Consider the following 23,950-nt stretch of genomic DNA (forward strand, 5'->3'; position numbering starts at 1 on the left):
GGATGCATATAGTTACGGCGGAGGAAATGCGGCGGCTGGACCGCATCACAATTGAACGGCTGGGCATTCCTGCGGTTGCCCTGATGGAAAATGCCGGGCGCGCCATCGCGGAGGAGATTATTGCTCTGTGCCGGCGGCGCGGAGTGGGCCGCGCGCCGCTGCCAGCCCGGGCGGCGCGGGATGGCGGCGCGCCGCATAGTGCCGGAGCGTGGGCGGCGGGCGCAGCCCACGAAGAAGCGGCCGCGCCGGGAGCAGGCGCGGCATGGAATACCGCCGCGGGGCGTGCGCTGCGCGGCGGCAACCCCAGCGGCGGCGCGCTAGCGGGCGCGCCGAAGCTTCACATCAGCGGGGACGCCGCGCTGATGGCGGAGCATGCCGAAGACGAGCACTGGCTCGTGCTCGTCGGCAAGGGCAACAACGGCGGCGACGGACTGGTTGCCGCCCGGTACTTGCGCGAGGCGGGCATCGCCGTCTCGCTGCTGTACGCGGTCCCGCCGGAGTCGCTGACCGGCGAGGCCGCCCTGCAGCGCGATGCCGCTGCAGCAATGGGTCTGCCTGCCGCCGTACATGGCGGCGGCAGTCCCGGCTTTGCCGGGTACAGCGGCGTCCTGGATGCGCTGCTGGGAACGGGCGCAGCGGGCGCGCCGCGCGGCGCCTACGCGGAGCTGATTGCCGCAGTGAACGGCAGCGGCAAGCCGGTCGTGTCCGCTGACATTCCAAGCGGACTGAACGCGGACACAGGCGAGACGCATGAGCCGTGCATTCAGGCGTCGCTTACGGTCTGTCTCGCCTTTCTCAAGCGCGGCCTGCTCCAGTATCCCGGTTCGGGCGCAGCGGGCCGCATCGTTGTCCGGTCGATCGGCATCCCGGCCGGACTCGCCCGGGAAGAGGGCTTGTCCGCCTACTGGCTTACGCCAGCTGTGCTGGAAGGCGTGCTGGGCGTCGATGTCTCGCGCCGGCGCGTGCCTGACGGGCATAAAGGCACCTACGGCCATGTGCTGGTGGCCGCCGGGTCCTTGCGCATGAGCGGCGCCGGTCTGATCGCAGCCCGCGCCTCGCTGCGGGCGGGCTGCGGGCTTGCGACCTGGGCGGTGCCGGGCAAGCTGCTGCCTCTTCTCGTAGGCGCGGCTCCCGAACTGATGCTGGCGGACGCCGGCGGTCAAGCGGACGGAACCTGGAATGCCGAGGCGGCGGAAGAGGTGCTGAATCTTGCCGAGAAGAAGGATGTGCTGGCCGTCGGCCCGGGAATCGGGCGGTTCCAAGAGGACAAGGAATGGCTCAAAAGAATTTGGGAAGGCGCGGAATGTCCGCTTGTCGTGGATGCCGACGCGCTGAACATTCTGGCGGAGTGTGACTACAGGTCATGGAAGAGCCGCCGGGAGCCTGTAATTCTGACGCCGCATCCCGGCGAAATGGCCCGGCTGGCTGGTGTGAGCACGATGGAAATTCAGCGTGACCGGATCGGACTGGCGCTAAGCTATGCCCGGGAGCGCGGTGTGATCCTTGTGCTTAAAGGAGCGCATACGGTAATTGCCTCGCCGGATGGCCGGATTTTTGTCAACACGACCGGACATCCGGGGATGGCCACCGGCGGCGCAGGCGACTGCCTGACCGGTATCATCGCCGGTCTGCTGGCGCAGGGGCTGGAGGGTGTCCAGGCTGCGGCGTTCGGGGTCTATTTGCATGGACTGGCCGGCGAAAAGGCGGCTCTTCTCCGGGACGATCCGGCGTCGGTTATCGCTTCGGACATTATCGAGGCGCTCTGACTTTAGAGCAGCAGGCAGAGCAGCGGAACGAACAGGGCGAACATGGGAAGCAGCTCTGGAATGTGTTCACCGGCTAACTGGTTCAAGCGGAACAGGAGCAGTACCGCTATTCCGGTGGACGCGTTGGCTGCCCATCCGCTTCCCTGGTCGTGAGCGAGCCACAGGCCTGCGCCGAACCCGGCAAGGACATATATGATCAAGAGGAAGGCTCTTGACCTGGTTCCCGTCAGTCTAAGCAGTCCGTCAGCCAGCAGCGAGACGGTAAGAGCATAGGAGTATACATTGTATGCCGGCGAAGCCAGCCAGCCTGCGGCAGCATCAGGCGCGGCCAGTGAGATCAGGCCCAGCAGCGTGAAGGTCAATCCGGCAGCGGACAGCTTGCTCAGCGCATACATGCCCGCCGTCAGGCGGACGGACGGGAAATTCTCGGAGTGGTTAGGTTTCATATACCGACTCTCCTTTGGCGAAATAGGCTGTAGGTCTGCGTCTATATAAAGACGGCGCAGCGGTTTCTTCTGGAAATATAAGAATTTATAGAGAAACGGTACCGTCCCTAACAGGACAGCGAAGCCGTTTCTTCTTGGGTGGTATATTTCTATGCGTAGGCCCAGGGAAGGGTGACCGCCTGAACGTCGGATCGCCTGGCAACCAGCGGTAACAGAGGGGGAGCCGCATGACGGCATTCGATTATTGGAAAGACCTTTCATATTTAAAAAATGGCTCGGCGGTCCAGCGGGAGGTACATGCCCTGCTCGAAGATTTAAAGCTGATGGCTACCCTCGCGGATTGGGACCCCGTTCTGGCCGGGACGGTCCCGCTGGGGCTGCAGGTGCAGGGCAGCGATCTCGATATTTTATGCGAAGTGCATGATATTGGCACATTTCGTGGCGCCGTTGAACGCTGCTACGGCGGGACGGCGGACTATCGCTGCTCCAGCCGGGAGGTTAACGGAAAGCCGCGCGTCGTTGCGCGTTTTACGGCAGGGAAGTGGCCTGTGGAGATCTTTGGACAGCCGGTACCGGTAAGCAGGCAGAACGGCTATATTCATATGGTTGTCGAAGCCCGGATTCTAGACATATTGGGCGAGGGCTTTCGGGAACGGGTGCGGCTGCTGAAAGCGGATGGGATCAAGACGGAGCCTGCCTTCGCGCAGCTTCTGGCACTGGAAGGCGATCCTTATGAAGCGCTGCTTCAGCTTGAACGGCTGGATGAACCGGCGCTTGATGCGCTGTGCCGGAAGTCCTGGTCAAAACGGCAGTGCATAGAAATGAAAACGGAAATGAAAATTCATGACAATGATGATAAAAGTGTAGGAGGTGACGGCATACGTGGGAATGATGATCCGCAAGGCGGTGCAAGAGGATGCTCCGGCCCTGGCCGGGCTGATGGAGCAGCTTGACGGCAAATCACATTCTGTGCGGGATCTCGAGCTTCGGCTGGATTTTATTCGGATGAGTCCGATTGAAGAGCTTTTTGTATGCGAAAGCCCAGCGTCATCGGAGGAGGGCGAGGGATCGGTTTTGCCCGAACGAGAAACGAATGCCACTGCAAGAAAGGGGGCGCCGCTCCTCCTTGGCTGTCTGGGATTTCGGCTGAGGGAAAATATAGAGGACCTGACCCGTTATGGGGAAATTTCACTGCTGGTGACGGACAAGGCTGCCCGGAGGCAGGGCGTCGGCAGCAGGCTGATGGCGTTTGCGGAACAAATGGCGGCGGAACGAGGCTGCAAGGGCACCTGGCTTGTCAGCGGAACCGCCCGGGAAGAGGCACATCGTTTCTACCGGGAGCTGGGCTATGAGATAACAGGCTACCGTTTCGTAAAGCGGGGAAGGGGAACGGAGAACTGATTATTTTGCATGGGGAAATTGGGGGAGAATAATGATTTACAGAGAGATGACGAAGGAAGATTACGACGCGGCCTATAGGCTGTGGGAGAATACCGCAGGCATGGGACTCAGTGCGGCGGATTCGCGGGAGGAGATTGTCCGATTTCTGGAGAGAAACGGCGGTCTCAGCCATGTATGCATCGCTCCGGACGGCGGGATTGCCGGTACGGCGCTGTGCGGGCATGATGGACGGCGCGGCTTTTTGTACCATGTGGCCGTAGGCGGCCAGTACCGGGGAAAAGGCATCGGGCGCAAGCTGGTCGCCCGATGCCTTGAGCGGCTGCGCGCGGAAGGAATTGCCAAATGCCACCTGATGGTCATTGAGAGCAATGCGGACGGGCAGCGGTTCTGGAGCGGAATCGGCTGGGAGCTCAGGGACAGCATTCTGCTGTACTCGCACAGCACCTGATGTGCCGGTTCTTTTTTAAGGAATGGGACTGCTTATTTGGTATTGCGTGGTGTCCGGGGTCCGATGAATAGTCTGCAATCCGTTGTTCGACAAATTTCACAGTTTTTCCAATGTTGAAGTATAATAATTAGGCAATGATTCTCTTTGCTCTTAAATGAACGAAGCGGCGGGAAACCGAATGCGGCATTGTGAGATTTGGAAGAAAGCGGAGGCTTAAGCATGCGGTTTAAGGATGTATTTTCTATTATAGGGCCGGCGATGGTCGGGCCATCGAGTTCCCATACGGCGGGCGCGGCCCGCATTGGTCGGGCGGCCAGACAGCTGCTGGGAGAAATGCCGCGAAAGGCTGAGGTTGTCTTCTTCGGGTCGTTTGCGGCTACGTATCAGGGACATGGTACGGACCGGGCGATTGCCGGAGGGCTGCTGGGTTACTTAACCGACGATCTGCGGCTGCCGGACTCCATCGAAATCGCTGAAAGCAGCGGCATGGAAATTTCGTTCAGACAGGGAACCGGATTATTCCCTCATCCCAATACGGTGCGGCTGCAGTTGACCGGAAGCGCCGGGGGGCTGACGCTTACAGGCATATCCATCGGCGGCGGGAATATCGAAATTATCGATATCGACGGATTCAGCGTCAGACTGTCCGGAATGTATCCGACCGTTCTGATTCATCATATGGATTATCTCGGCGTGCTGGCAAGCGTAACCGATACGATGCGCCGGGGACAGGTGAAATCGGGCATATGTCTTTGGACCGCAAGAACCGCAGCGGAGCGGCGCTGACCGTGCTGGAGCTGGATGAAGCTCTGTCTCCGGAGCTGCTGCGGGAGCTTGAAGAACTGCCTGCGGTAAAATCGGTAAAGCTGATCCACCTGGACGAAAGCCTGAAGGATGAGAATGGGGAGGGGCGGAGCTTATGAATTTTCAGACGTTAAGCCAGCTCACCGTTCTGGCGGAACAACGGGCTCTAAGCATTGGCGGCCTTATGGTGGAAGAGCAAAGCGCCGAATCCGGACGGCCAATGGAACATGAATTTGCCAAAATGAAGGAATATTACGGGGTAATGAAAGAGGCTGTTCGGCGGGGAATGCAGGAGGATACGACCTCGCGCAGCGGACTTACGGGACTCGATGCCCAGCGCGTCGGCGCCTATAACGCCGCGAGTGAATCCTGCCTTGGCGGCCCCGCTGGGCAGGCGATGGCCTATGCACTAGCCGTCTCGGAGGTGAACGCCTCGATGGGGCGCATCATCGCCACGCCGACGGCCGGGTCCTGCGGCATTATTCCCGGCGTGTTCCTAAGCTGCCAGGAGCGATTCGGCTGGGATGACGATTACATGACGTACGGTCTGTTTGCCGCCGGAGCTATTGGCTATGTCATCGCCAATAACTCCTTCGTCTCCGGCGCGGAAGGAGGCTGCCAGGCCGAGGTCGGCTCGGCGATCGGGATGGCGGCGGGAGCGCTGACCGAACTGCGCGGCGGTACTCCGGCTCAGGCGGTGCATGCCGTGGGTCTGGCGCTGAAGAATACGCTCGGGCTGATCTGTGACCCGGTCGGGGGACTGGTTGAAATTCCCTGCATCGTCCGCAACGGATTCGGCGCCGTGACAGCGCTGGCCGCGGCGGATATGGCGCTGGCGGGAGTGCGCAGCGTCATTCCGTCCGATGAGGTCATCAAGGTTATGCTTGAGGTGGGCTCGGCCATGCCGGAGATTCACCGCGAGACGGCCGGCGGAGGGCTCGCCCAGACGCCGACCGGCCGCAAAATCATGGACGATTTGCGGCGCAAGTAGAGCGGAATTACAGCAAATTGAAGCGGCGGAGCTGCTCCCATTGCCCCTCCAGCCTTAGGATTTCCGGCTGTCTTGGGCCGATGAGATCGAAATGGGGGAACGGAGGCCGGTTGTGAATACGCTCCGGCGGCAGTCCGTGAACCCTGCACCAGTCGGCAAGGCGATGCAGGTCGCTGCAGCCGACTTTGGTCACGGTCGTCATGCCGGGGAACCTCGGATCGAGCCAAAAATGGGTCAGGAAGGCGATCTCCCCTTCGGAGACCGCTTTTTTCCATCGGTTTAATTCTTCGCGTTTAATGCCAAAAGCCATAGCGGGTTCATCCTTATCTATGTGTAGAGTCATAATGAAAGGAGGACAAATGATGAATGGACAAAGCAGATCGGATATCCGCCCGGGGCTTGAAGTGGATATCGTGCTGAAACAGGATCAGGCCACGGGCAAGCTGACCCGGGGTACGGTCAAGGATATTTTGACGAATTCGCCCCGTCATCCGCACGGCATCAAGGTAAGGCTGACGAGCGGCCAGGTGGGCCGGGTCAAGCATATCTTGGGGCCATAGCATGTCCGAAGCTGCCGGACAAGCGACCTCCTTGCGAATTGGGCAGCGTCCGGCTAGCCTGTCAGAGCAGCTTCGATTCCGGGCGATGCGGCGCTCAGGACGCTCGGGTGAATTAATCGGCAAGCGCGGCGAGGGCCAGGGAGGCTTCCGCTGTCACTGCCGCAAAACGCCCCGTTCTACGGCGTCAGGGTGCCAGACCCTGCCCGTCGGACGGGGCGTTTCGTAAATTTACAGATGTTTACGGATTATTACCCATAAATTCATCCGCGTACTGGTCCGCTTTAGCCTGGTTGCACAGATTGCAGGCGCAGACGCAGTTCATCGGCGTGGTATGTCCGCCTTTGGCGCGGGGCAGCAGGTGGTCGATCGTATCCCCGTACAAACCGCAGAAATAACATGTATAGTTGTCCCGGGTCAATATATATCGGCGAAAGTCCTTGTTGCTGTACAGCCGGCGGATCGTCCGCTTGTTGACCACCACGGCGGCCTGTTCCCGGACCAGCGTAACGGCGAGATCAAGATCAATCTCCTGATGCCAGCGCCGTCCTTTGTCGCTGTGTCCCCGCATCAGAATCATTCCCCGCTTGGAGGGAATGAGCGCAGAGACATCATCCGGAGCGGGCCTCGGCCCGCGCTGGCGATTCAGTGACGCTGTCTGCTCCGCCGCGCGCGGGCGTGGCTTGGGCTTGGCGGAGCCATCCGCGCTGGAGCCATACAGCTTCCGCTCGGCAGAGTCCGGGCGCCGGGAACGCTTACGCTTGCGTTCGCCGGCCGGGCGCGCCTCTCCGGGGGCGCTTGGCGCGGCAGCGCCCGGTACAGGCGCCTGCGCGAGCGCACCGCCCGGCGCGGGCGCCTTCCGCGCAGGCGCTTCCGCCTGGCGGCGCAGGCTGGCCCTGCCGGTTCCGGCAGGCACCGGGGCGAAGCCGCTCGCCGGAACCGGCGCTGCTTGGCGGCCGGGCACTTCGGCGGCCCGGACTGCTGCTGCCGAGCGGGCCGCCGCTGGCGCCGCCGCGCTGGATTCTGGCGGCATCGCCCGGGAACCTGGCGGCGCTGCCTCGGAAAGCACGGCTTTACCGGCCGCTTCGGCTTCGCGGCGTTTACGGCATTCCCGGCAGGCGCCGCGGCGTGACTCCAACTTGGAGCGCTTGCCGGTGCGTCTGCGGAATTCCGAGAGCGGTTTATACTGATGACAATAAGCGCACTGTTTGGTTGTATGCGGATCAACTAATAGTATGGACATACTCAAAAGCGACGGCTGAAAGCCGCCGCTCTCTGTCACCTCGTTTTTTGAAATATATGAATTCATATTCCGTCTACGGAGCTAAAGTTATTAAATGTGGGGGTTCAAGAATCATTTACACCCTTCGTTTAAGTATAACGCAAAGTGCGGATAATCACACTGTCTGCTGCTCCCGGCGCTTTTTGCACAGGGTGTAATCCGTGTCTCATACCGGTGAGGGAGGCTTTGGTATAATGAGAACAGCCGATGACCGCTCGTTCCTGAGCCGCCTAATTCAAGAATGGAAGCGGGGAAGCATGGATGAATCAAAAAGTAAAGGAAACGATTGAGCCTAGCGCGGGAGCAGGAACGGCAAAGGCCGGAAAACGGCCGTCCGCCGTACTGTTTCTTTACGTTTTGCAGGTTTTTTTGAGTGTGTGGGCGACCTTCGGCGGGCTAGCTCTCATTATCGATCCAAGTGGAGACATGATGGGAATGTCGGCAGATACGGTGCTGCTGCGTTCTCCTTTTTCCAGCTTTTTGTTCCCGGGTATTTTGCTGCTGGCGGTATTCGGAGTGTTTCCGCTCTTTGTGCTGTATGGTATGGTCAAAAGACCGCGCTGGGCATGGGCCGACGCGCTTAATCCTTTTAAAGAGCTGCATTCCGCGTGGACATTATCATTATATGTGGGATTCGGACAAATTATCTGGATTATGGTGGAAACTTATATCATGAATGCGGTCAGCTTCGTTCACGTATTTTACATGAGTCTTGGGCTGCTCATTCAGATCGTGACTCTGCTGCCTTCGGTCCAGCGGTTCTTTCTGCTGCCTCACGGGCCGGAGAGCCATGGGGGAGATGATGAAAAGGGTGGGCGCCGTCTCAAGGTAAAGATAAACAGCCCAGGGCGGCTGTAAGAAGATACGGTTTTGGCTGCCTGAAGTATGTTACAAGATCGGAGATCATCATATGAGAGAAATACAGGGGAATTTGATTACGGTAGAGACGCTGGCGGAGGACCTTCGGCGGCTTGGCCTGCTGGAAGGCATGACGGTGCTGCTGCACTCCTCCTTCAAATCGCTTGGCGAATGGGTGGCTGGCGGGCCGGCCGCTGTTATTCTGGCGCTTGAACAAGTGCTGGGCGAAGCGGGCACGCTCATCATGCCGACGCATACGACAGATCTGACCGACCCTTCGGGCTGGTGCAATCCCCCGGTTCCGAAAGAGTGGTGGGACACGATACGGGAGCAGATGCCGCCCTACGCCCCGGACTTGACGCTTACGCGCGGGATGGGCATTATCCCGGAAGCTTTTCGCAAGCAGCAGGGAGTAAGGCGCAGTGAGCATCCGCTGTATTCCTTCGCCGCTTGGGGCAAGCATGCCGATACGGTCACTGCCGGACATGAGCTGTCGTACGGTCTTGGCGAGGGATCGCCGCTTGGGCGCCTGTATGATCTGGACGGCATGGTGCTGCTGCTGGGTGTGGGGCATTTGAACAATACCTCTATGCACCTCGCGGAATACCGTGCAAGCTATCCCGGCAGAAAAGAAGTGACCGCCGGCGCTCCGGTCTCCGAGGACGGAGTCAGAAGGTGGGCGCGGTTTGCGGATTTGGAATGGAATTCGGATGATTTTGGTGAAATCGGCGAGGACTTTGAAGGGGAGAAGGGGCTGATCCGGCACGGTCTTGTCGCGGCGGCTCCCGCGCAGCTCATGTCCCAGCGGGCCATCGTCGATTATGCTGTACATTGGATGGAACGCCGGCGCTAAGCGGGTAAAGCGAATCCCATCAACACGCAAAAGAACCTTCAGAACCACTATACAAGTGGAACTGAAGGTTCTTTGTTTATCCAATACGGTTACACCAGGCGGAGCTTAATTAATGAATTTCAGCACCTTGAGCGTCTTCTCCAGCATGACCGCCGCTTCCGCGCGGGTTGCCGTCTGCCACGGAGCGAAGAAGCCGTTCGGAGTGCCCTGGATGATGCCGGCCGCGGCCAGCTCGGCTGCAGCCCTTCTGGACCATACCGCGATTGCTGTCTGATCTTTGAACCTTCCCAGCGCTTCCCTATCGTCAGGCAACCACGTTCCGGTAAATCTCGTCGCCATGGACAGGATGGCCGCTATTTCCTGGCGGGTAATTGGGCTGTCCGGATGGAAGGTACCGTCTGGATAACCGGAGATCAAACCTGCCGCCGAGGCTGTCCGAATCGCTCCCGCATACCATTTGGACGGGTTGACATCTTTAAAGTCCGCCGTGCCGTCTACCGCTTCGAGACCCAGCGCCCGTGTGATCAGCGCCGCGAATTCTGCGCGGGTCACAGATTTCGACGGCGAGAACGCTCCCGTGTCATTTCCGTTGACAATCAGCTTGGAGGCCAGCAGGTCAATGGACGATTTGGCCCAGTGGCCCGTAATGTCACCGAAGGTCTTGGAAGATTCAACGACGGTGTAATAGCTGTTGCTGGCTCGTTTAATGGTAACTTTTGCCGTGCCGTCCGCATTTGCCGTAAAGACGGAAGGGACGAAGGAAAGCACGCCCGTGTCCGGATCGTACACGACGCCCGTAGCCGTCTTGCTATCCAGCGAACGGCCAGCTTGGATCGTTCTTTCCACATACTTGCTGTCGAAACGGTTAATCGGGACGCTGCGGTTTCCGGCTTTGGCCGTGATGGAGAACTGGATGACCGGCGCGGCCAGTGTGAGCGAGCCTTGCTTCGCGGCGGCCTGGTTAACTCCGGCGGTTGTGGCCGCATCTGCGGGCTTGATGGCGATGGTAACTGTAAAGTCGCCCGTTCCAAGCTGAGTCGTTATCGCCGTACCGTTAAGTACGCTCAGCGGCAGCGAGTAGGAGGCCTGTCCTGTGTCAAAGGTCAGTACGAGCTCAGGTGTTGCGGCAGCCTGCTGGAGCAGGGCGCTGCCCGGAAGCACGACTTCCGCGCCGCCTGCGGAGGCGGCAACCGGGATGACCAGCTCGCTGATGCCTGCAAGCAGAGCTGCCAGACGCTTCGTCAAATCTTCGGCTGTCAGGGTCGTTACCTGAGCCTGAGCCGGTGCCGGCGAAACCGAAGGCGTCGGGGTTGGCGCGGTTACGGTTCCGCCGCCGCTTCCGGGCGCAGGCGAAGCCTCAGCGCCTTTCAAATTGGTGATCCGGCCTTCAAGGCCGATGTTCACCTGGCCGATTTTGCCCAAATATTCATCGAACACTTCATAGTCAGGCACGTACAGTTCATAATAGCGTCCATCCGCCTTGGCCCCCGCCAGCGCCCGGTAGAAGTCGCCGCCTCCGGCCATGAAGGAATTCGTGGACAAAATATAATAGCCTTCCGGGTCGACCGGAGCGTAGCTGCCGTCCGGCTGCTTGATCTCCACCGATACGATCCGCTTGCCTTCCTGTTTAACCTGATTGGTAGCGGGATCGACGATTTCCGGTTGTTTCGCTGAATCGAAAGTGTACCGCATTCCGGATACATGCGGGAACCGTCCCTGATCGGCTTCCAGGCCGCTGACGCCGTTTTCCAGAGACGAAATGATTTCCTTGCCGGTAACCTTGAGGGCTACAAGGCTGTTGTTGAACGGAAGGGTGGTCAGCACTTCGCCGAGAGTAATGTCGCCCTGGTTAATCGGAGCCCGGATGCCGCCGCCGTTTTGAATGGCTACAAAGCCCTTAATGGAAGACAATTCGGACGGGGTGAGCAGTTTGCTGACCAGTTCCGCCGATTTGCTGTTGATGCTGTCGGCGATCAGGTTGCCGAGCGGTATTTCTTCCTGCCGCGCCACGCGCACCATTTTACCGTCGATCATACGATGAGTGTACAGATCCGTGTAGGTATAGCCGACAACGGTCTGACGGACGGTTTCAAGCTGCGCGTCATACGGGGCAAGCATCGTTTTGGCTTCGGTGTCTTCCGCGTATTTGGCGACGTCCAGCAGCCTGCCGGAGAAGCTTGTGAGCTGGCCGCCCGTGTTAAAAGAGACATCGAGCTCCCCGAGATTTTGTCCGTATTCGCCCGTCTGCACAATGAGTGTGGTGTCTCCGGTGCTTCCATGCGGAACCTCTACTGGAACATCCAGCTTCGTATGGGTATGGCCTCCAACGATAATGTCGATTGCAGGCACTTCCACCGCAAGCTGTTGGTCAATGTTATACCCGAGGTGGGAAAGGGCGATAATCTTGTTAATGCCTTTCGCTTGCAGCATGCTTACTGCCTTTTCTGCGCTTGTCTTGTAATTCTCGAAAGTGATTTTGTCGCCCGGAGACGAGAGTCCGACGGTTTCTTCCGTGGTCAGGCCGATAATGCCGACTTTCTCGCCGTAGACATCCTTGATGACAGTGGGGTAAATATTGCCGTTCTTGGCAGGGGTGCCGGGGCCATCAATCAGGCCGGTTTCATTGTGATACAGCCCGGCAAGCTCGCTGTTATGCGTTGTAAAATCGATGTTGGCGCTGACGAACGGGAATGAGGCCCCATCCATGAAGGTTTTTAACGTGGGCAGTCCTTTGTCGAATTCATGGTTGCCGAACGTCATGGCGTCGTAGCCGATGTAGTTCATGAACTCCAGGTCAGCCAGACCCTCGAATTTTGTAAAATAGAGCGTTCCTGAGAAAACGTCGCCCGCGTCCAGCAGGATCGAATTGCCGGTCCGTTCGCTCTTAATCGCCGAAATTCGTTTGGCGACGTTTTCAAGATGGCTGTGCGTGTCATTCGTGTGCAGCACGCGCAGTTTGAAATCCTGGTCTGTGTAGGTGGCCAGCTGCACGGTTGCCGCATCCGGAACAGCGGCGGAATGATCCGCCTGCGCCGCTTCAGCCGCATAGGCTTGTCCGCTGCCGTAATTGACGGCTGGGAACAGAGCGGTCAGCAGCAGGGCGGCTGTCAGCAGGAGACTGTGTGATCTCTTACACTGGGAAGATAAGTTCATGTAATCTCAACCTCCTGTAGAATAGTAAGAATATATTAAATTATAATAGGGACAATTCGGATGGTTGGCAATTTTTCGCAAAAAATTGTTAGCCGAGCACAAATTGATAGAGAGATTTGCCAAAAAAAGTAGCACAGCGGCCCCGCTCTTCGCTGTACAAGCAAAGAGCGGGGCCGCTGTGCTTATCCGCCGTCACTCATGAGCGGCATCCGAACGGGGAGCGGGAATAACCTCCCGTCCATCCATGTATTTGCGCAATGCCTGCGGAATATAAATCGAGCCGTCCTCCCGCTGATGGTTCTCCAGCAGCGGAATAAGGATGCGCGGCGTGGCGGCTGCCGTATTGTTCAGCGTATGGCAGTACCGCAGCTTGCCGTCCGCGCCGCGATAGCGGATATTCGAGCGGCGCGCCTGGAAATCGAGCAGATTCGACGCCGAATGCGTCTCCCCGTAAGCGTTCCGCCCCGGCATCCAGGTCTCGATGTCGTACTGCTTGTGCGTCTTCAGCGACATGTCGCCGGTGCAGACGGCCACGACGCGGTAAGGCAGCTCCAGCAGCTGCAAAATATGCTCGGCGTTCGCCAGAATCTCCTGCAGCATGCGCTCCGATACCTCCGGGTCGTTCTCGCACAGGACGACCTGCTCGATCTTCGAGAACTGATGCACCCGGTACAGCCCACGCACATCCCGTCCCGCCGAACCGACCTCGCGGCGGAAGCAGGCCGACATTCCGGCAAGCCTTATCGGCTCCTTCAAGTCGAGGGTCTCGTCGCTGTACAGCGAGACGAGCGGAACTTCCGAAGTTCCGGCAAGCCAGCGGTTCTCGCCGCTTAGTTCATAAGTCTGATCCTCTCCGCTGGGGAAGAATCCGGTCCGCACCAGCGTCTCCGGGCGGACGATTGCCGGCACGTCCATGACCGTAAACCCTCTGGCGGTCAGCACATCAAGCGCGAGCCGCTGCACGGCGAGATGCAGATACAGTCCGGTTCCCTTCAGCGTGTAGCTGCGCGGTCCGCCCGCCTTCACGCCGCGCGGAATGTCGATAATGTCATGCAGCTCGCCGAGCTCCACATGATCCCGGAGCGCGAAGCCGAACGCGGGCGGCTCCCCGCAGCGCCGGACCTCCACGTTGTCCTTGTCGCTCTCACCGATAGGCGTATCCTCCGATACGGGATTCGGCGCCCGCAGCATCAGCTCCCGGCATTTGGTCTCGGATTCTCCGAGCCGCGCTTCCACCTCAGTCAGACGGCCGCCCAGTTCCCTGACCTGTTCCTTAACCGCTTCGCTCTCCGCAGGATTTCCCTGCCGCAGCAGCGCCTCAATTTCCTTGGTAAGCGCATTGCGCCGCGCCCGCAGCTCTTCAGTCTCTTGGCGCAGGCCGCGCCGGCGGTCGTCCCATTCCAGCAGCTCATCTAGCGGGAAGTCCACCTTTTTCCACTTGGCCGTCTGTCTGACAAGCTCCGCATTTTCCCTGATCCAAACCATGTCCAGCATAACCGTTCGCTCCTTTTTGTAAAAAAATACAAAAAACGCCCTCATCCATGGGACGAGGAGCGTCAGCTCGCGGTGCCACCCAGGTTGACCGAAGCCCGGCCTGAAACGGCGGTATTCGATCCTCTTTGGTCTTCGCGGTAACGGGCGAAACCCGGTAAACTTAGAGAGCGGTCTTGATGCCGCCCCGGTCGCAAACGCCTCACGGTTGGATGCCGGTCATGGGCCTGATCAGGATGTGATGTTGCCGCTAGTATAGCGCAGGAAGGTGCTAATGGCAAGGTAACAGAGCGGAAATTGGCAGAGCGAAGTATTGGCGGGTCCTAATTCTTTCTCATCCGTCAGGATTGTCCGTACAGATGGCTTGGGTTTAACACTAAAATGAGCGCATGACCAATATAGATTCCCATGTTCAATCTGGCGCGTTAGGGCATATTTGTTTGGGACCGTCCGTTTGGGAGCGTCCGTTTGGCTGGCAAAACAGCTCAAGTGCAGTTTTTTTCATCGAAAGCGTCGGTTATCAGGAAGTTCCTGAAATTGTGCAGGAATTTCAACTGTGCGGGATGAGTTTGAGGTTCACCAAGCCCCAAAAAATGCACATTTACAGGCGTGTTACCCCGTGGCTGCTTCAAATGGAAAAAAAGATGCGCTATTTCAGGTTTTCTGCCCTATCCTGCTCACCCGCGTCTCATTGAAGTTCGTATCACATGGGTAGGTTTGCCCGCCGCTCCGATTGAAGCCGTAAACCTTTCATTCATTCATTCTTTCCTTCTTGCGGAGTACGATTCCAGAAGAGGGGTTGCCGAATTCGAACAGCTGTGCGGTGATTGATGCTTAAGGGAGCCTCTAACCAAGATCTCATTATTTGCAGGCGCCTTCCCTATGCCCTTCGCAGGCCCGTCCGCGTTGACATGGGCAGGCTCCCTTTGTTACGATAATTTAAATTTAAGTTATTTGTCGGGTTCTCGGGGCCCTTTGCTCCCTGACTGACAGAAGAGGTGGAAAGTGGCTAAGATTGTAGTGATTAATGGAACGCCGTCGCTTGTATCGCGCATCAATGCGGTGATTGAGTATGCAGAGAAAGCGCTTGGCAGCAAAGGATTTGAGGTTGAGCGGATCAATGTGGCGGAGCTGCCGCCGGAAGATCTGATTCATACGAAGTTCGAGAGCGAAGCGATTGTCAAAGCGAACGGCCTCGTGGCGGAAGCGGACGCTCTGATCGTTGTAAGTCCGGTATACAAGGCTTCCTATACGGGGGTTCTTAAGACGTTCCTGGATCTGGTTCCCCAAAAAGGACTTGCCGGAAAAATCGTGCTTCCGCTCTTTATGGGCGGCAGCCTTGCGCATCTGCTTACGATTGATTATGCGCTGAAGCCGGTATTGTCCGTGCTGGGCGCGCGCCATATCCTTGGCGGCGTGTACGCGGTGGACTCCCAGGTCGTGCGTAATGATGCCGGAGCGGTGGAGATTGCCGAAGAACTGCGGCTGCGGCTGGACAGCGCACTGGGTGAGTTCGCGGAAGAGACGGAGCTGAAAGCAGGCCGCAAGGCGCGGGACTAGCCGATTAGGATAACCGAACTCCGGGATGAAAGAACTACAACTGAAAAAAAGATTATGCGGCGAAAAAAGCAGTCTATCCTCACCGAGGACGGACTGCTTTTGCACTTTCAGCCTAAGCCATACCGTGAATCTTCATTGACATAAGAAAATAATCATGCTAAATTTCATAGTAATTTAGTAGGAATAGTATACTTTTGAAGATTGAAAAGGGGTAAAGGTCATGGGTTCATTGGTTAGAGCGCTTAAAGCGAGAAGTAGATGGAGATTTTTGGGACTGCAGCCGGGAATCGCTTTGTTGAACAGGTTATCTTTTCTCGGAAAGTTTACTCTAATCGGGATAGCGGTGCTGGTTCCGGTGCTTGTATTGGCCGGGCAATCCGCAGTTGAATCACGAAGCTCGGTCGCGGTCGTTAGAGGCCAGATTGACGGGTTGAAGGCTGTTCAGATATCGGGCGGACTTTTGCGGCTGTTGGAGCGGCATTCCATTTTGCAGGCAGGGACCTATGCGGGGCTACCGGATACCGGAGAGCTAAAGACGGTTGAAGCCGAGATCGACCAAACGATAAAGTCCCTTGAGGCCAATCTGGCTGCATTGCCAAACGATGCTTCACTGCATGAGAAATGGAACGCCTACAAAGACCAGTGGAATAATGTTAAAACACAAGGGCCGGACTTAAGACGCTTGGAAAGCCTTGACGTACATATGAAACTGTTAACTCAGACCGTGGATCTGATCGACCTTCTGGGGGTAAAATCGGAGCTTTTGCTGGAGAATGATCCGGGGCTGTTCCTAATTAAAGAGGAAACTCTCCGTAAATTCCCTTCGTTCCTGCTTCAGCTTGGACTGTTCCAAACCGACACGCTGACTGCGGTAACGCAGACCACGATCGACGATGTTATCAAGAACACGATAGCCGCGGATTGGGATTCTGTGAAGAGCGGGTGGGGGAGTATTTATACGCCGTCTGCGGGCTCTGCCGATCAGGAAGACCCTGCGCTCAAGAAGGTGAGAGCGGCGGATGCGAAAACGCAGGAGAGTGTCGGGCTTGCACTTGAAAAAGTGGAATCCGGGGTGCTGATGCCGCTGAAAGTGGCGATGAATCAGGAGGAATGGCTGCAGCTGTCGGAGGATGCGCTGGACAGTTCTTTTGCGCAGTGGAATGAACGAATAGGCTGGGTCAACGATAGATTGGTACGGGAGGTCCAGGACGGCAGCCGGCAGGTCTTCTGGACTCAATTGATCGGAGGAGGGGCGATTCTGCTCTCGCTGTATTTGTTCACGGCGCTTTACCGCTCGATTACCCGCGTAGTGACCGAGATCAAGCAGACGGCCTCCCAGATGGCCGGCGGGGATCTATCCGCCCGGTTTCACGTCGACACCAAAGACGAGCTAAGGGTTGTAGCCGACAGCTTTAATCATATTGCCGAATCGTTCAAATCCGTTCTAACGGAAATCGGTTACTCCTCCAGTCAATTGGCGGATTCTGCCGGGCAGTTGTCCCTTAGCGCCCAGCAAACCTCCAAAGCGTCCGGGCATATCGCGGGAATTACGGAGAAAATCGCCGACGGCGCCGGTCTCCAGGTGCTTAAGGTGGAAGAAAGCGTACATACCATTCATGAGGTCGCAGCGCAAATTCAGCAAATCTCCGAACGCGCATTATCGGTTGCGGAGACGACTACCACAGCCTCCGACAAATCGTCCAAAGGGGGAGAGGCGGTCCGGACTGTATCAGAACAGATGAAATCCATCAGCGGCTCTGTTGACAGAGTAGGAAAAGTAATTGTCCGGCTGTCATCCATTTCTCAGGAAGTCGGACAAATGAATGAGGTCATTACGCAATTGTCGCAGCAGACCCACTTATTGTCGCTTAACGCCGCCATCGAAGCGGCCAGGGCGGGAGAGCACGGACGGGGCTTCTCGGTAGTCGCCGAGGAGGTGAAAAATCTTGCCGAGCAGTCCTCCCAATCAGCCGAGCAGATCGCCGGCCTCATTCAGACCATTCGCTCCGATATCGGCAATGCAGCGTATTCCATGCAGGGGGCCACGAAGGAAGTGGAGCTTGGGATGGAGCTTGTCCATACGGCGGGCAGCTTATTCACCGAGATTGAACATTATGTCGATGAGGTGAAGAGCCAGGTTCAGGAAGTATCGGCGGCCACTCAGCATATTTCAGCCGGTACAGGCCATGTCGTGCAGGCGTTTAAAGGCATTTCCGCCGTAGCGCATACCACGGCATCCGGAACCCAGGAGGTCTCCGCCGCAGCCGAGGAGCAGCTGGCTTCGATGGAAGAGATGTCTTCCTCCTTCCATGCTGTAACCCATATGGCGGAAGGGATGCAGGAGCTTGTAAGCCGCTTCCGGGTGTAGAATCCGCTATTTTCCGGCCGCGCCCTGAAAAGAAATGCGTGCAGTATCAGCAAACGAATCCATTCTTTCGCTTTTAGCGGGAATGGATTCGTTTTTAGGTTTGAGACGTTTTGCGGCTGCATGTTTTAGTCCGAGGGTTCCGTTGTTTGCCTTGTTCCGGTATCGGCGGCTTTTTGTACCGTGTCGATCAATGTATGGGCGGCCAGTGCCGTATGGAAATCGGGGGCCAGGCGGGTGTTCCCCTCCAGATCGCTGTAAATCTGCCTGTACAGCCCGGCCAGATTGAACGCGGGTCCGGCTGTCAGGCCCGAAGGCTGCAAAATATACTGCGGCGGAATGGGGAGTTCGCCGATGGCTTTGCCCGGCTGCGCTCCCTTCAGCGTGAAAGAGTCGATTTGAAACATGAAGTTCTCGTTCGATTGCAGGACCAAGTCGCCTTCCTTCCCGTTTATTTCAATCGAAAAATGTCCAATGTGGGTGTTGCGGATGTGGGTATTCATAATCGCTCCGCCCGCCAATTTTCCGGTGATGACCACATGGTCGGGCGATGTGGATTTAACAATCTCGCCTGTTTCCATAATGGGTATCCGGTCCGCTTGCGTCTCGAGAATGGCCGACAGTTCTGAGAAGGGGCCCAGCAGATATGTTATTCCATCAAGCAAATGCCCGGCGGCAATGGTCAGATGGTTCGCTCCGTTTGTCTTGTCCAGCAAATAGACTCGGGATTGAGGGATCTGCTTTGACCGCGAAGGGAACAGCGGCAGTGCGTAGTTGCAGTGTACGGCCCGGACTTCCCCGATATATCCCTCGGCAATCAAGTCTTTCAGGTAGCGGACAGCCGGGTTGGCCCGGGACTGTAATCCGGTAAAATGACGGACGCTCTTTTCTTCGGATGCATGGAGCAAGTGAGCCGCCTCAGCGGACGTTCGCCCGAGCGGAAACTCGCAAAAGACGGATTTTCCGGCGTCCAGAGCGGTTTGTACCAGCTTTTCATGTTCCGGGACTTTAACCGCGATCGTAACCAGATCGACATCCGGATGGATGGCAAGCTCATAGGGATCGGTAAAAGCGTAGGGTATGCCAAAACGCTTCGCCGTTTCATCAGCGCTGTCTTGACGGGTTGTGCAGACGGCGGCCGCCTGAAATTCAGGAAGCGCGAGCAATGCCGGAAGGTGGGCAAGCCCTCCCCAGGAACCGTTCATATTCGCACCAATGACCCCGACGCCCCGCTTGTTTACTTTCATAACACCCAACTCCTTATGCATAGAATGTTTGTTGGTTTAAAATGCGGCTATAACGTTACGATAATACAAGGACTGAGTTAATGTAAGTGGGCACTTTTTTGTTCCCCGGGCGGGAATGCCGAGTCAAGTGGGCGGTTCTTGTCATCGTTGCTTTGTCGAACGGGACGGCCTTGTCAACCGGTAGGTCAGCGAGTCCGCGCCCTTGATTACCCGATATGAACTGACCGAGATCGGGGAGTCGGTGCTTCCGCATATGATCCAGATGAGGCAGTGGGTTAATGAGTATTATTCGCGGATTGAAGAATCCAGGCGGGAGTATGTCGGGAAACATAATCGGGTATAGGGCACAGGTGTGGGGGAGCTGCCCAGGCAGTAAGATGGGGCGAGGAGCGTTTCATGAAAAATTAGGACCCTGACGGCGGTTGTCAGGGTCCATTTTTTTCAAAATCGAAGTCTATACATGCCGAGCGGGTTTCGGCTTACAGATCGTCAAACCCGTTGTCGTCGCCCACCTTGCCGTAGTTGCGGGACTTGGCTTCGAAGAAGTCGGTCTTCGTCGCATTCAGCGCTTCGTCGGAGAAAGGCTTGATCCACGGCATGCAGTTCACATCCACACCCGGGTACGCTTTGTCCAGCCCCATCAGGGTGAGGCGTTTGTTAGCAATATATTTGATGTAGTCGCTCAGCTCGTGAAGGTCGATACCGCGCACCTCTTGCAGCGTATAATGCGCCCAGTTCGTCTCAAGGGCAACGGCCCGGTCGATTGTCCGGTACACATAGTCCATATTTTCCTTGGTGTTCAGCTCCGGGAAGTCTTCAAGCAGCTGTTTGAACACTTCAGCGAAGAAGTAGCAGTGCTGGTTCTCGTCACGCTGGATGTAGGAGATCATCTGGCTGGTCGCCATCATTTTCTGGTCGCGGGCCAGGTTGTAGAAGAAGGCGAACGTGCTGTAGAAGAAAATACCCTCGAGAATCAGGTCGGCGACCAGCGCCTGGAAAAAGCTCTGTCTCGACGGATTATCGCGGAACTCCTGGTAAATCTCCGAAATGAACTGGTTGCGTTCCAGCAGGACGGGGTCATGCTTCCAGTATTCGAATATCTCCTTCTGCTCCCGCTCGGAAACGATCGAGGAGAGGACGTAGGAATACGACTGGTTGTGAACGACCTCCTGCTGCCCGATGATCGCTGAAATAGCCTCCAATGAAGAGTCGGTAAAATACCGCTTCACGTCGCCGATGAACATCGTCTGCATCGAATCGAGCACGGCGAGCAGGGAGATGTTGATCTTGAATACGCGCTGCTCTTCCGCATCCAAGAGCGGGAACTGCTGAGCGTCTTTGGACATCGGAATTTCGTCGGCGATCCAGTGGTTCAGCAGCAGCACCTTGTACAGCTTGTACATGTGCGGCATGCGGATATCGTTCCAGTTCAGAATGCCGGAGCATTCGCCTTCGATAATGCGGGTGGATTGGTTGGGGGCTTCGGTGTTGAATATTTTTTGCAGCTGCATGGCTGGTCACTCCTTTAATGCGTTTATCTTCTGCGAAGCTAAAATGGCCGCTCGCAGAGTGGATTAGATGCTCGGCACCCGGCACCGGAGGGGAAGCTTGAAGCTGGAGAAGCGTCAGCGGTCGCCTTTATCCTCGGATTTCAACCGCTAAGCGGTTAAATCAGGAAATCCGAGGATAACAGCGATCGGAAGCTCAAGCATTCCCTGTAGGTGCGAAGCTGTGCCGAGTTTTGCTTGAACGGTTTGCTGCAACGGTTTACTGAATTTTCAGCTTGCACAGGACTCGCATTCCTCGATAGTCAGCGCGCGGCTGCGCACATAATAGGTCGATTTGAGTCCGCCCTTCCAGGCGTTCAGGTGCAGATCCAGGAACTCGGTCGCCTTGATGTCCGGGCGCACGTACAGGTTGAAGCTTTGGCCCTGGTCGACATGGCGCTGGCGGGCCGAAGCCATGCGGATCGACCAGTTCTGGTCGATCAGGAACGCCGTCTTGTAATACCAGATCGTCTTCTCGGACAGGTCGGGCGCCGGGTTGGCGATTTTGTATGTCGTCTTCTCCTCATAGGAGAGCAGATCATAGAGCGGGTCGATGCTGGCCGTTGAGCCGGCGATAATCGATGTCGAGCCGTTCGGCGCGATCGCGAACATCCAGGCGTTGCGGACGCCGTCAGTGGCGACCTCTTCCTTCAGAGCGCGCCAATGCTCGGCCGTCACGAATTTGCCTTCGCGCTCGCCGCTGGTGTAGCCGCGCAGTTCGAAGTACGCGCCCGTCTCCCAGTCGGAACCGGCGAACTTCGGATAGCGGCCCTTCTCGCGGGCCAGCTCCATGCTGGAGCGGACAAGCAGGTAGTTGATATGCTCGTACAGATGGTCGTTGTACTCCACCGCTTCCTCGGACTCCCAGCGGATGCCTTCCAGCGCGAGCAGGTGATGCAGGCCGAAGGTGCCGAGGCCGACGGCGCGGTACTGGCTGTTCGTATACTGCGCCTGGAGTACTTCAATATTGTTAATGTCGATGACGTTGTCCAGCATGCGAACCTGAATCGGAATGAGGCGTTCCAGCACCCCTGCCGGAACTGCACGGGCGAGATGGATCGAGTTCAGGTTGCAGACAACGAAGTCACCGGGGATTTTGGAGATGACGATCCGGGTCTGGCCGTCCTTCGTCACAAGCTCCTCCTGCTCGACCACAGTAGCGGATTGATTTTGCATAATTTCCGTACAGAGGTTGGAGGAGAACACCATGCCCTTGTGACGGTTCGGATTGGCCCGGTTGACCGTGTCGCGGTAGAACATGTACGGCGTTCCGGTCTCCAGCTGTGATTTCATGATCCGCTTCATAATGTCGATAGCCGGAACGGTGATGCGGGTCAGCTCCGGATGAGCGGACGCTTCGGCATATTTCTCGCGGAAGGCTCCTTGCCCGAACTTCTCGTCATAGAAGTCTTCCAGGCCGAGGGCGCGGCCTTTCCCGTCCTTCCAGCCCATGACCTTCTTCACTTCATGCGGGCAGAACAGATTCCACTGCCCCCGCGCTTCCACGGCTTCCATGAACAGGTCGGGCAGGCAGACGCCGTGGAAGACGTCATGGGCGCGCATGCGCTCGTCGCCGTTGTTGAGCTTAAGGTCCAGGAAGGCGAGGATGTCCTTGTGGAACACGTCGAGATAGACGGCGATCGCTCCCTTGCGGGTGCCGAGCTGGTCGACGCTGACGGCGGTGTTGTTCAGCTGGCGAATCCAGGGGATGACGCCGGAGCTTGTGTTCTTGTGGCCGCGGATGTCAGAGCCGCGGGCGCGCACCTTGCCAAGGTAGACGCCGATACCGCCGCCCATTTTGCTGAGACGGGCCACGTCCGTATTGGAATCGAAGATGCCTTCCAGCGAGTCGTCGACGGTGTCGATGAAGCAGCTGGACAACTGGCCCGCGACTTTTTTGCCCGCATTGGACATCGTCGGGGTGGCGGCGGTCATATAGATGTTGCTCATCGCCCAGTAGGCTTCCTTCGCTAGCTCCAGGCGCTTCTCCGTGGGCTCCTGATGCATCAGGTACATGGCGATGACCATGTAGCGCTCCTGCGGAAGCTCCATGACCCGACCGTCGAAGTCACGGGCCAGATAGCGGTCGGACAACGTGAGCAGCCCGATGTAATCGAACAGCAGGTCGCGAGAAGGATCGATGCAGGCTCCCAGCTCCTCGATCTGCTCTTTCGTGTAGGCGGTCAGCAGTTCCTCGCGGTAGACGCCTTTTTTGACGAGGCCTGCAATCAGCGGATACAGCGCGCCGTATGGCTCGTCCGGGTACGCTTTGTAGCGGCGGTTGACCGCCGCTTTTTTGTAGAGGGAGGTCAGCAGGGAGCGGGCGGCAGCGAATTTCCAGTCCGGCTCTTCCTTGGTAACCAGTTCCAGCGCGCTCATCGTAAAAGCACTGCTGATCTCCTCGCCGCTGACCTCATCGCGCCGCAGCTTGGCATTCACGCCGCGCAGCAGCGTTTCCTTATTCAGATTGTCCAGTCCGCTTAAGACTCGGTCGGCATAAACGGAGAGGCGCATATGATCAAAGGCAAGCTGGCGGTTGTCGGGTTTCACTACGAGTTGTGGCATTCGGATCGCTTCCTTTCACTGCATAAAATTTTTATGGGATAAAGGGTAAAGGGTGTGAATGAATAAGGGACATAATAAGTATGAATACGGCCTCTCTATGGATAGCCGAAGTATATATATTTAATTTTCAATATCAAAAATTGATATATTTAAGCGCATAATGGGGCCCGGATCCAGGCTGCTCAACGGGAATTTCTCCCGCTTAAAAGGCCTGAAACGAGCATGATATTTAGTTGAACTGGAAATCCTCCCTCATAATTTGCCGTTTGCGTCCAAAAGGCGGGAAAACGGACAAATAAGCTGGAGAATTTCCGTCTTAATTACTTGAATACAGTTATATGCTAAAAATAGACGGGAGAAATTCCCGCATATTCGCTATAGAATTGCCCAAGAAGGGTCTAGGAAGGGTCCAAGAAGGGTCCAAGGGCCGATAATCCGATTTAAGGCGAAAATCCGGTTTAATTGATGACACAGTAATTCCAGCCAAAGAGATCGGAGGGCTGCTTCATATGAAGGACTGGCCCAATGCAGAGCCCGGCCTATTCAGAGGGCATTGGTCAATCCAGGCTCTGGCTCATCAAGAGCTTCCGGTCTATCCATAGCTCCGGTTCAATTC

22 protein-coding genes are annotated in these 23,950 nt (G+C 57.1%); 14 read left to right on the top strand and 8 right to left on the bottom strand.

The annotated features are described in order from the left end of the window. Window positions 1–2: 2 nt before the first annotated feature. Window positions 3–1,766, top strand: a complete 1,764-nt coding sequence (locus PDUR_RS01975; protein ID WP_042204860.1) for a bifunctional ADP-dependent NAD(P)H-hydrate dehydratase/NAD(P)H-hydrate epimerase — start codon at window positions 3–5, stop codon at window positions 1,764–1,766. Between the two features lie 2 nt (window positions 1,767–1,768). On the opposite strand, the gene PDUR_RS01980 is transcribed toward PDUR_RS01975, so the two are convergent. Then, window positions 1,769–2,212, bottom strand: coding sequence for a hypothetical protein (locus PDUR_RS01980; protein ID WP_042204861.1), 444 nt, complete (start codon window positions 2,210–2,212; stop codon window positions 1,769–1,771). Between the two features lie 227 nt (window positions 2,213–2,439). Here PDUR_RS01980 and PDUR_RS01985 point away from each other — a divergent pair, with 227 nt between their 5' ends. The 6 genes from PDUR_RS01985 (at window position 2,440) to sdaAA (ending at window position 5,856) form a co-directional block, all read left to right on the top strand. After that, entirely contained in the window at window positions 2,440–3,165 is a 726-nt protein-coding gene (locus PDUR_RS01985) for a DUF4269 domain-containing protein (RefSeq protein WP_081949343.1), read from the top strand. After that, the gene (locus PDUR_RS01990) at window positions 3,095–3,613 is read left to right on the top strand and encodes a GNAT family N-acetyltransferase (protein ID WP_156130241.1); all 519 of its coding nucleotides are present in this window, start codon (window positions 3,095–3,097) and stop codon (window positions 3,611–3,613) included. The genes PDUR_RS01985 and PDUR_RS01990 overlap by 71 nt, the downstream gene beginning before the upstream one ends. Before the next feature lie 31 nt (window positions 3,614–3,644). Further along, window positions 3,645–4,061 (top strand): GNAT family N-acetyltransferase, encoded by a 417-nt coding sequence (locus PDUR_RS01995; RefSeq protein WP_042204864.1) that lies wholly within the window; start codon window positions 3,645–3,647, stop codon window positions 4,059–4,061. Window positions 4,062–4,280: 219 nt separating this feature from the next. Continuing rightward, window positions 4,281–4,847 carry an L-serine ammonia-lyase, iron-sulfur-dependent subunit beta gene (gene sdaAB, locus PDUR_RS02000; protein WP_330217236.1) on the top strand — a complete coding sequence of 189 codons (567 nt, stop codon included), beginning with the start codon at window positions 4,281–4,283 and terminating at the stop codon, window positions 4,845–4,847. Next, on the top strand, window positions 4,808–4,984 hold the full coding sequence (locus PDUR_RS30170; RefSeq protein ID WP_330217237.1) for an ACT domain-containing protein: 177 nt from the start codon (window positions 4,808–4,810) through the stop codon (window positions 4,982–4,984). The genes sdaAB and PDUR_RS30170 overlap by 40 nt, the downstream gene beginning before the upstream one ends. Beyond that, on the top strand, window positions 4,981–5,856 hold the full coding sequence (gene sdaAA / locus PDUR_RS02005; protein WP_042204865.1) for an L-serine ammonia-lyase, iron-sulfur-dependent, subunit alpha: 876 nt from the start codon (window positions 4,981–4,983) through the stop codon (window positions 5,854–5,856). Before PDUR_RS30170 ends, sdaAA begins: the two co-directional genes overlap by 4 nt. Before the next feature lie 7 nt (window positions 5,857–5,863). Here the strand turns inward: sdaAA and PDUR_RS02010 are convergent, their stop codons facing one another. Then, window positions 5,864–6,166 (bottom strand): hypothetical protein, encoded by a 303-nt coding sequence (locus PDUR_RS02010; RefSeq protein WP_042204866.1) that lies wholly within the window; start codon window positions 6,164–6,166, stop codon window positions 5,864–5,866. Between the two features lie 52 nt (window positions 6,167–6,218). Between PDUR_RS02010 and PDUR_RS02015 the strand changes: the two genes are divergently transcribed. Beyond that, window positions 6,219–6,416, top strand: a complete 198-nt coding sequence (locus tag PDUR_RS02015; RefSeq protein ID WP_042204867.1) for a YwbE family protein — start codon at window positions 6,219–6,221, stop codon at window positions 6,414–6,416. Window position 6,417: 1 nt separating this feature from the next. Next, window positions 6,418–6,642: a hypothetical protein gene (locus PDUR_RS28480; protein WP_156130242.1), complete on the top strand. Its 225-nt coding sequence runs from the start codon at window positions 6,418–6,420 to the stop codon at window positions 6,640–6,642. Window positions 6,643–6,654: 12 nt separating this feature from the next. On the opposite strand, the gene PDUR_RS29615 is transcribed toward PDUR_RS28480, so the two are convergent. Next, window positions 6,655–7,656: an HNH endonuclease gene (locus PDUR_RS29615; protein WP_042208972.1), complete on the bottom strand. Its 1,002-nt coding sequence runs from the start codon at window positions 7,654–7,656 to the stop codon at window positions 6,655–6,657. Between the two features lie 300 nt (window positions 7,657–7,956). Between PDUR_RS29615 and PDUR_RS02025 the strand changes: the two genes are divergently transcribed. Together PDUR_RS02025 and PDUR_RS02030 are read left to right on the top strand one after the other, a co-directional pair. Further along, entirely contained in the window at window positions 7,957–8,553 is a 597-nt protein-coding gene (locus tag PDUR_RS02025) for a hypothetical protein (RefSeq protein WP_179945177.1), read from the top strand. A gap of 52 nt (window positions 8,554–8,605) precedes the next feature. After that, complete coding sequence (locus PDUR_RS02030; RefSeq protein WP_042204868.1) at window positions 8,606–9,406, top strand: AAC(3) family N-acetyltransferase; 801 nt, start codon at window positions 8,606–8,608, stop codon at window positions 9,404–9,406. 105 nt (window positions 9,407–9,511) lie between these two features. Here the strand turns inward: PDUR_RS02030 and PDUR_RS26995 are convergent, their stop codons facing one another. Continuing rightward, entirely contained in the window at window positions 9,512–12,559 is a 3,048-nt protein-coding gene (locus PDUR_RS26995) for an S-layer homology domain-containing protein (protein WP_052409932.1), read from the bottom strand. A gap of 192 nt (window positions 12,560–12,751) precedes the next feature. Continuing rightward, window positions 12,752–14,053, bottom strand: a complete 1,302-nt coding sequence (gene serS / locus PDUR_RS02040) for a serine--tRNA ligase (RefSeq protein WP_042204869.1) — start codon at window positions 14,051–14,053, stop codon at window positions 12,752–12,754. A gap of 1,002 nt (window positions 14,054–15,055) precedes the next feature. Between serS and ssuE the strand changes: the two genes are divergently transcribed. After that, entirely contained in the window at window positions 15,056–15,610 is a 555-nt protein-coding gene (gene ssuE / locus PDUR_RS02045) for an NADPH-dependent FMN reductase (protein ID WP_042204870.1), read from the top strand. Between the two features lie 220 nt (window positions 15,611–15,830). Beyond that, window positions 15,831–17,978, top strand: a complete 2,148-nt coding sequence (locus PDUR_RS27000; RefSeq protein ID WP_081949344.1) for a methyl-accepting chemotaxis protein — start codon at window positions 15,831–15,833, stop codon at window positions 17,976–17,978. 125 nt (window positions 17,979–18,103) lie between these two features. On the opposite strand, the gene PDUR_RS02055 is transcribed toward PDUR_RS27000, so the two are convergent. After that, window positions 18,104–19,222 (bottom strand): Gfo/Idh/MocA family protein, encoded by a 1,119-nt coding sequence (locus tag PDUR_RS02055; protein WP_042204871.1) that lies wholly within the window; start codon window positions 19,220–19,222, stop codon window positions 18,104–18,106. A gap of 202 nt (window positions 19,223–19,424) precedes the next feature. Between PDUR_RS02055 and PDUR_RS28485 the strand changes: the two genes are divergently transcribed. Next, a complete protein-coding gene (locus PDUR_RS28485) occupies window positions 19,425–19,565 on the top strand; it encodes a winged helix-turn-helix transcriptional regulator (RefSeq protein ID WP_156130243.1) in 141 nt (46 codons plus the stop codon). 136 nt (window positions 19,566–19,701) lie between these two features. Here the strand turns inward: PDUR_RS28485 and PDUR_RS02060 are convergent, their stop codons facing one another. Both PDUR_RS02060 and PDUR_RS02065 read right to left on the bottom strand, forming a co-directional pair. Next, window positions 19,702–20,733 carry a ribonucleotide-diphosphate reductase subunit beta gene (locus PDUR_RS02060; RefSeq protein ID WP_042204872.1) on the bottom strand — a complete coding sequence of 344 codons (1,032 nt, stop codon included), beginning with the start codon at window positions 20,731–20,733 and terminating at the stop codon, window positions 19,702–19,704. 267 nt (window positions 20,734–21,000) lie between these two features. Continuing rightward, window positions 21,001–23,334 carry a ribonucleoside-diphosphate reductase subunit alpha gene (locus PDUR_RS02065; RefSeq protein ID WP_042204873.1) on the bottom strand — a complete coding sequence of 778 codons (2,334 nt, stop codon included), beginning with the start codon at window positions 23,332–23,334 and terminating at the stop codon, window positions 21,001–21,003. Window positions 23,335–23,950 lie beyond the last annotated feature (616 nt).

The organism is Paenibacillus durus (assembly GCF_000756615.1).
GTDB lineage: Bacteria > Bacillota > Bacilli > Paenibacillales > Paenibacillaceae > Paenibacillus_AQ > Paenibacillus_AQ durus.

Coding starts and splice junctions, on each gene's coding strand:
- PDUR_RS02065 (WP_042204873.1), bottom strand. CDS start 23,334: ATGCCACAACTCGTAGTGAAACCCGACAACCGCCAGCTTGCCTTTGAT.
- serS (WP_042204869.1), bottom strand. CDS start 14,053: ATGCTGGACATGGTTTGGATCAGGGAAAATGCGGAGCTTGTCAGACAG.
- PDUR_RS02060 (WP_042204872.1), bottom strand. CDS start 20,733: ATGCAGCTGCAAAAAATATTCAACACCGAAGCCCCCAACCAATCCACC.
- PDUR_RS26995 (WP_052409932.1), bottom strand. CDS start 12,559: ATGAACTTATCTTCCCAGTGTAAGAGATCACACAGTCTCCTGCTGACA.
- PDUR_RS30170 (WP_330217237.1), top strand. CDS start 4,808: ATGTCTTTGGACCGCAAGAACCGCAGCGGAGCGGCGCTGACCGTGCTG.
- PDUR_RS27000 (WP_081949344.1), top strand. CDS start 15,831: ATGGGTTCATTGGTTAGAGCGCTTAAAGCGAGAAGTAGATGGAGATTT.
- PDUR_RS02010 (WP_042204866.1), bottom strand. CDS start 6,166: ATGGCTTTTGGCATTAAACGCGAAGAATTAAACCGATGGAAAAAAGCG.
- PDUR_RS28480 (WP_156130242.1), top strand. CDS start 6,418: ATGTCCGAAGCTGCCGGACAAGCGACCTCCTTGCGAATTGGGCAGCGT.
- PDUR_RS02055 (WP_042204871.1), bottom strand. CDS start 19,222: ATGAAAGTAAACAAGCGGGGCGTCGGGGTCATTGGTGCGAATATGAAC.
- PDUR_RS01980 (WP_042204861.1), bottom strand. CDS start 2,212: ATGAAACCTAACCACTCCGAGAATTTCCCGTCCGTCCGCCTGACGGCG.
- PDUR_RS02015 (WP_042204867.1), top strand. CDS start 6,219: ATGAATGGACAAAGCAGATCGGATATCCGCCCGGGGCTTGAAGTGGAT.
- PDUR_RS02030 (WP_042204868.1), top strand. CDS start 8,606: ATGAGAGAAATACAGGGGAATTTGATTACGGTAGAGACGCTGGCGGAG.
- PDUR_RS02025 (WP_179945177.1), top strand. CDS start 7,957: ATGAATCAAAAAGTAAAGGAAACGATTGAGCCTAGCGCGGGAGCAGGA.
- PDUR_RS01985 (WP_081949343.1), top strand. CDS start 2,440: ATGACGGCATTCGATTATTGGAAAGACCTTTCATATTTAAAAAATGGC.
- sdaAB (WP_330217236.1), top strand. CDS start 4,281: ATGCGGTTTAAGGATGTATTTTCTATTATAGGGCCGGCGATGGTCGGG.
- PDUR_RS29615 (WP_042208972.1), bottom strand. CDS start 7,656: ATGTCCATACTATTAGTTGATCCGCATACAACCAAACAGTGCGCTTAT.
- sdaAA (WP_042204865.1), top strand. CDS start 4,981: ATGAATTTTCAGACGTTAAGCCAGCTCACCGTTCTGGCGGAACAACGG.
- PDUR_RS01995 (WP_042204864.1), top strand. CDS start 3,645: ATGATTTACAGAGAGATGACGAAGGAAGATTACGACGCGGCCTATAGG.
- PDUR_RS01975 (WP_042204860.1), top strand. CDS start 3: ATGCATATAGTTACGGCGGAGGAAATGCGGCGGCTGGACCGCATCACA.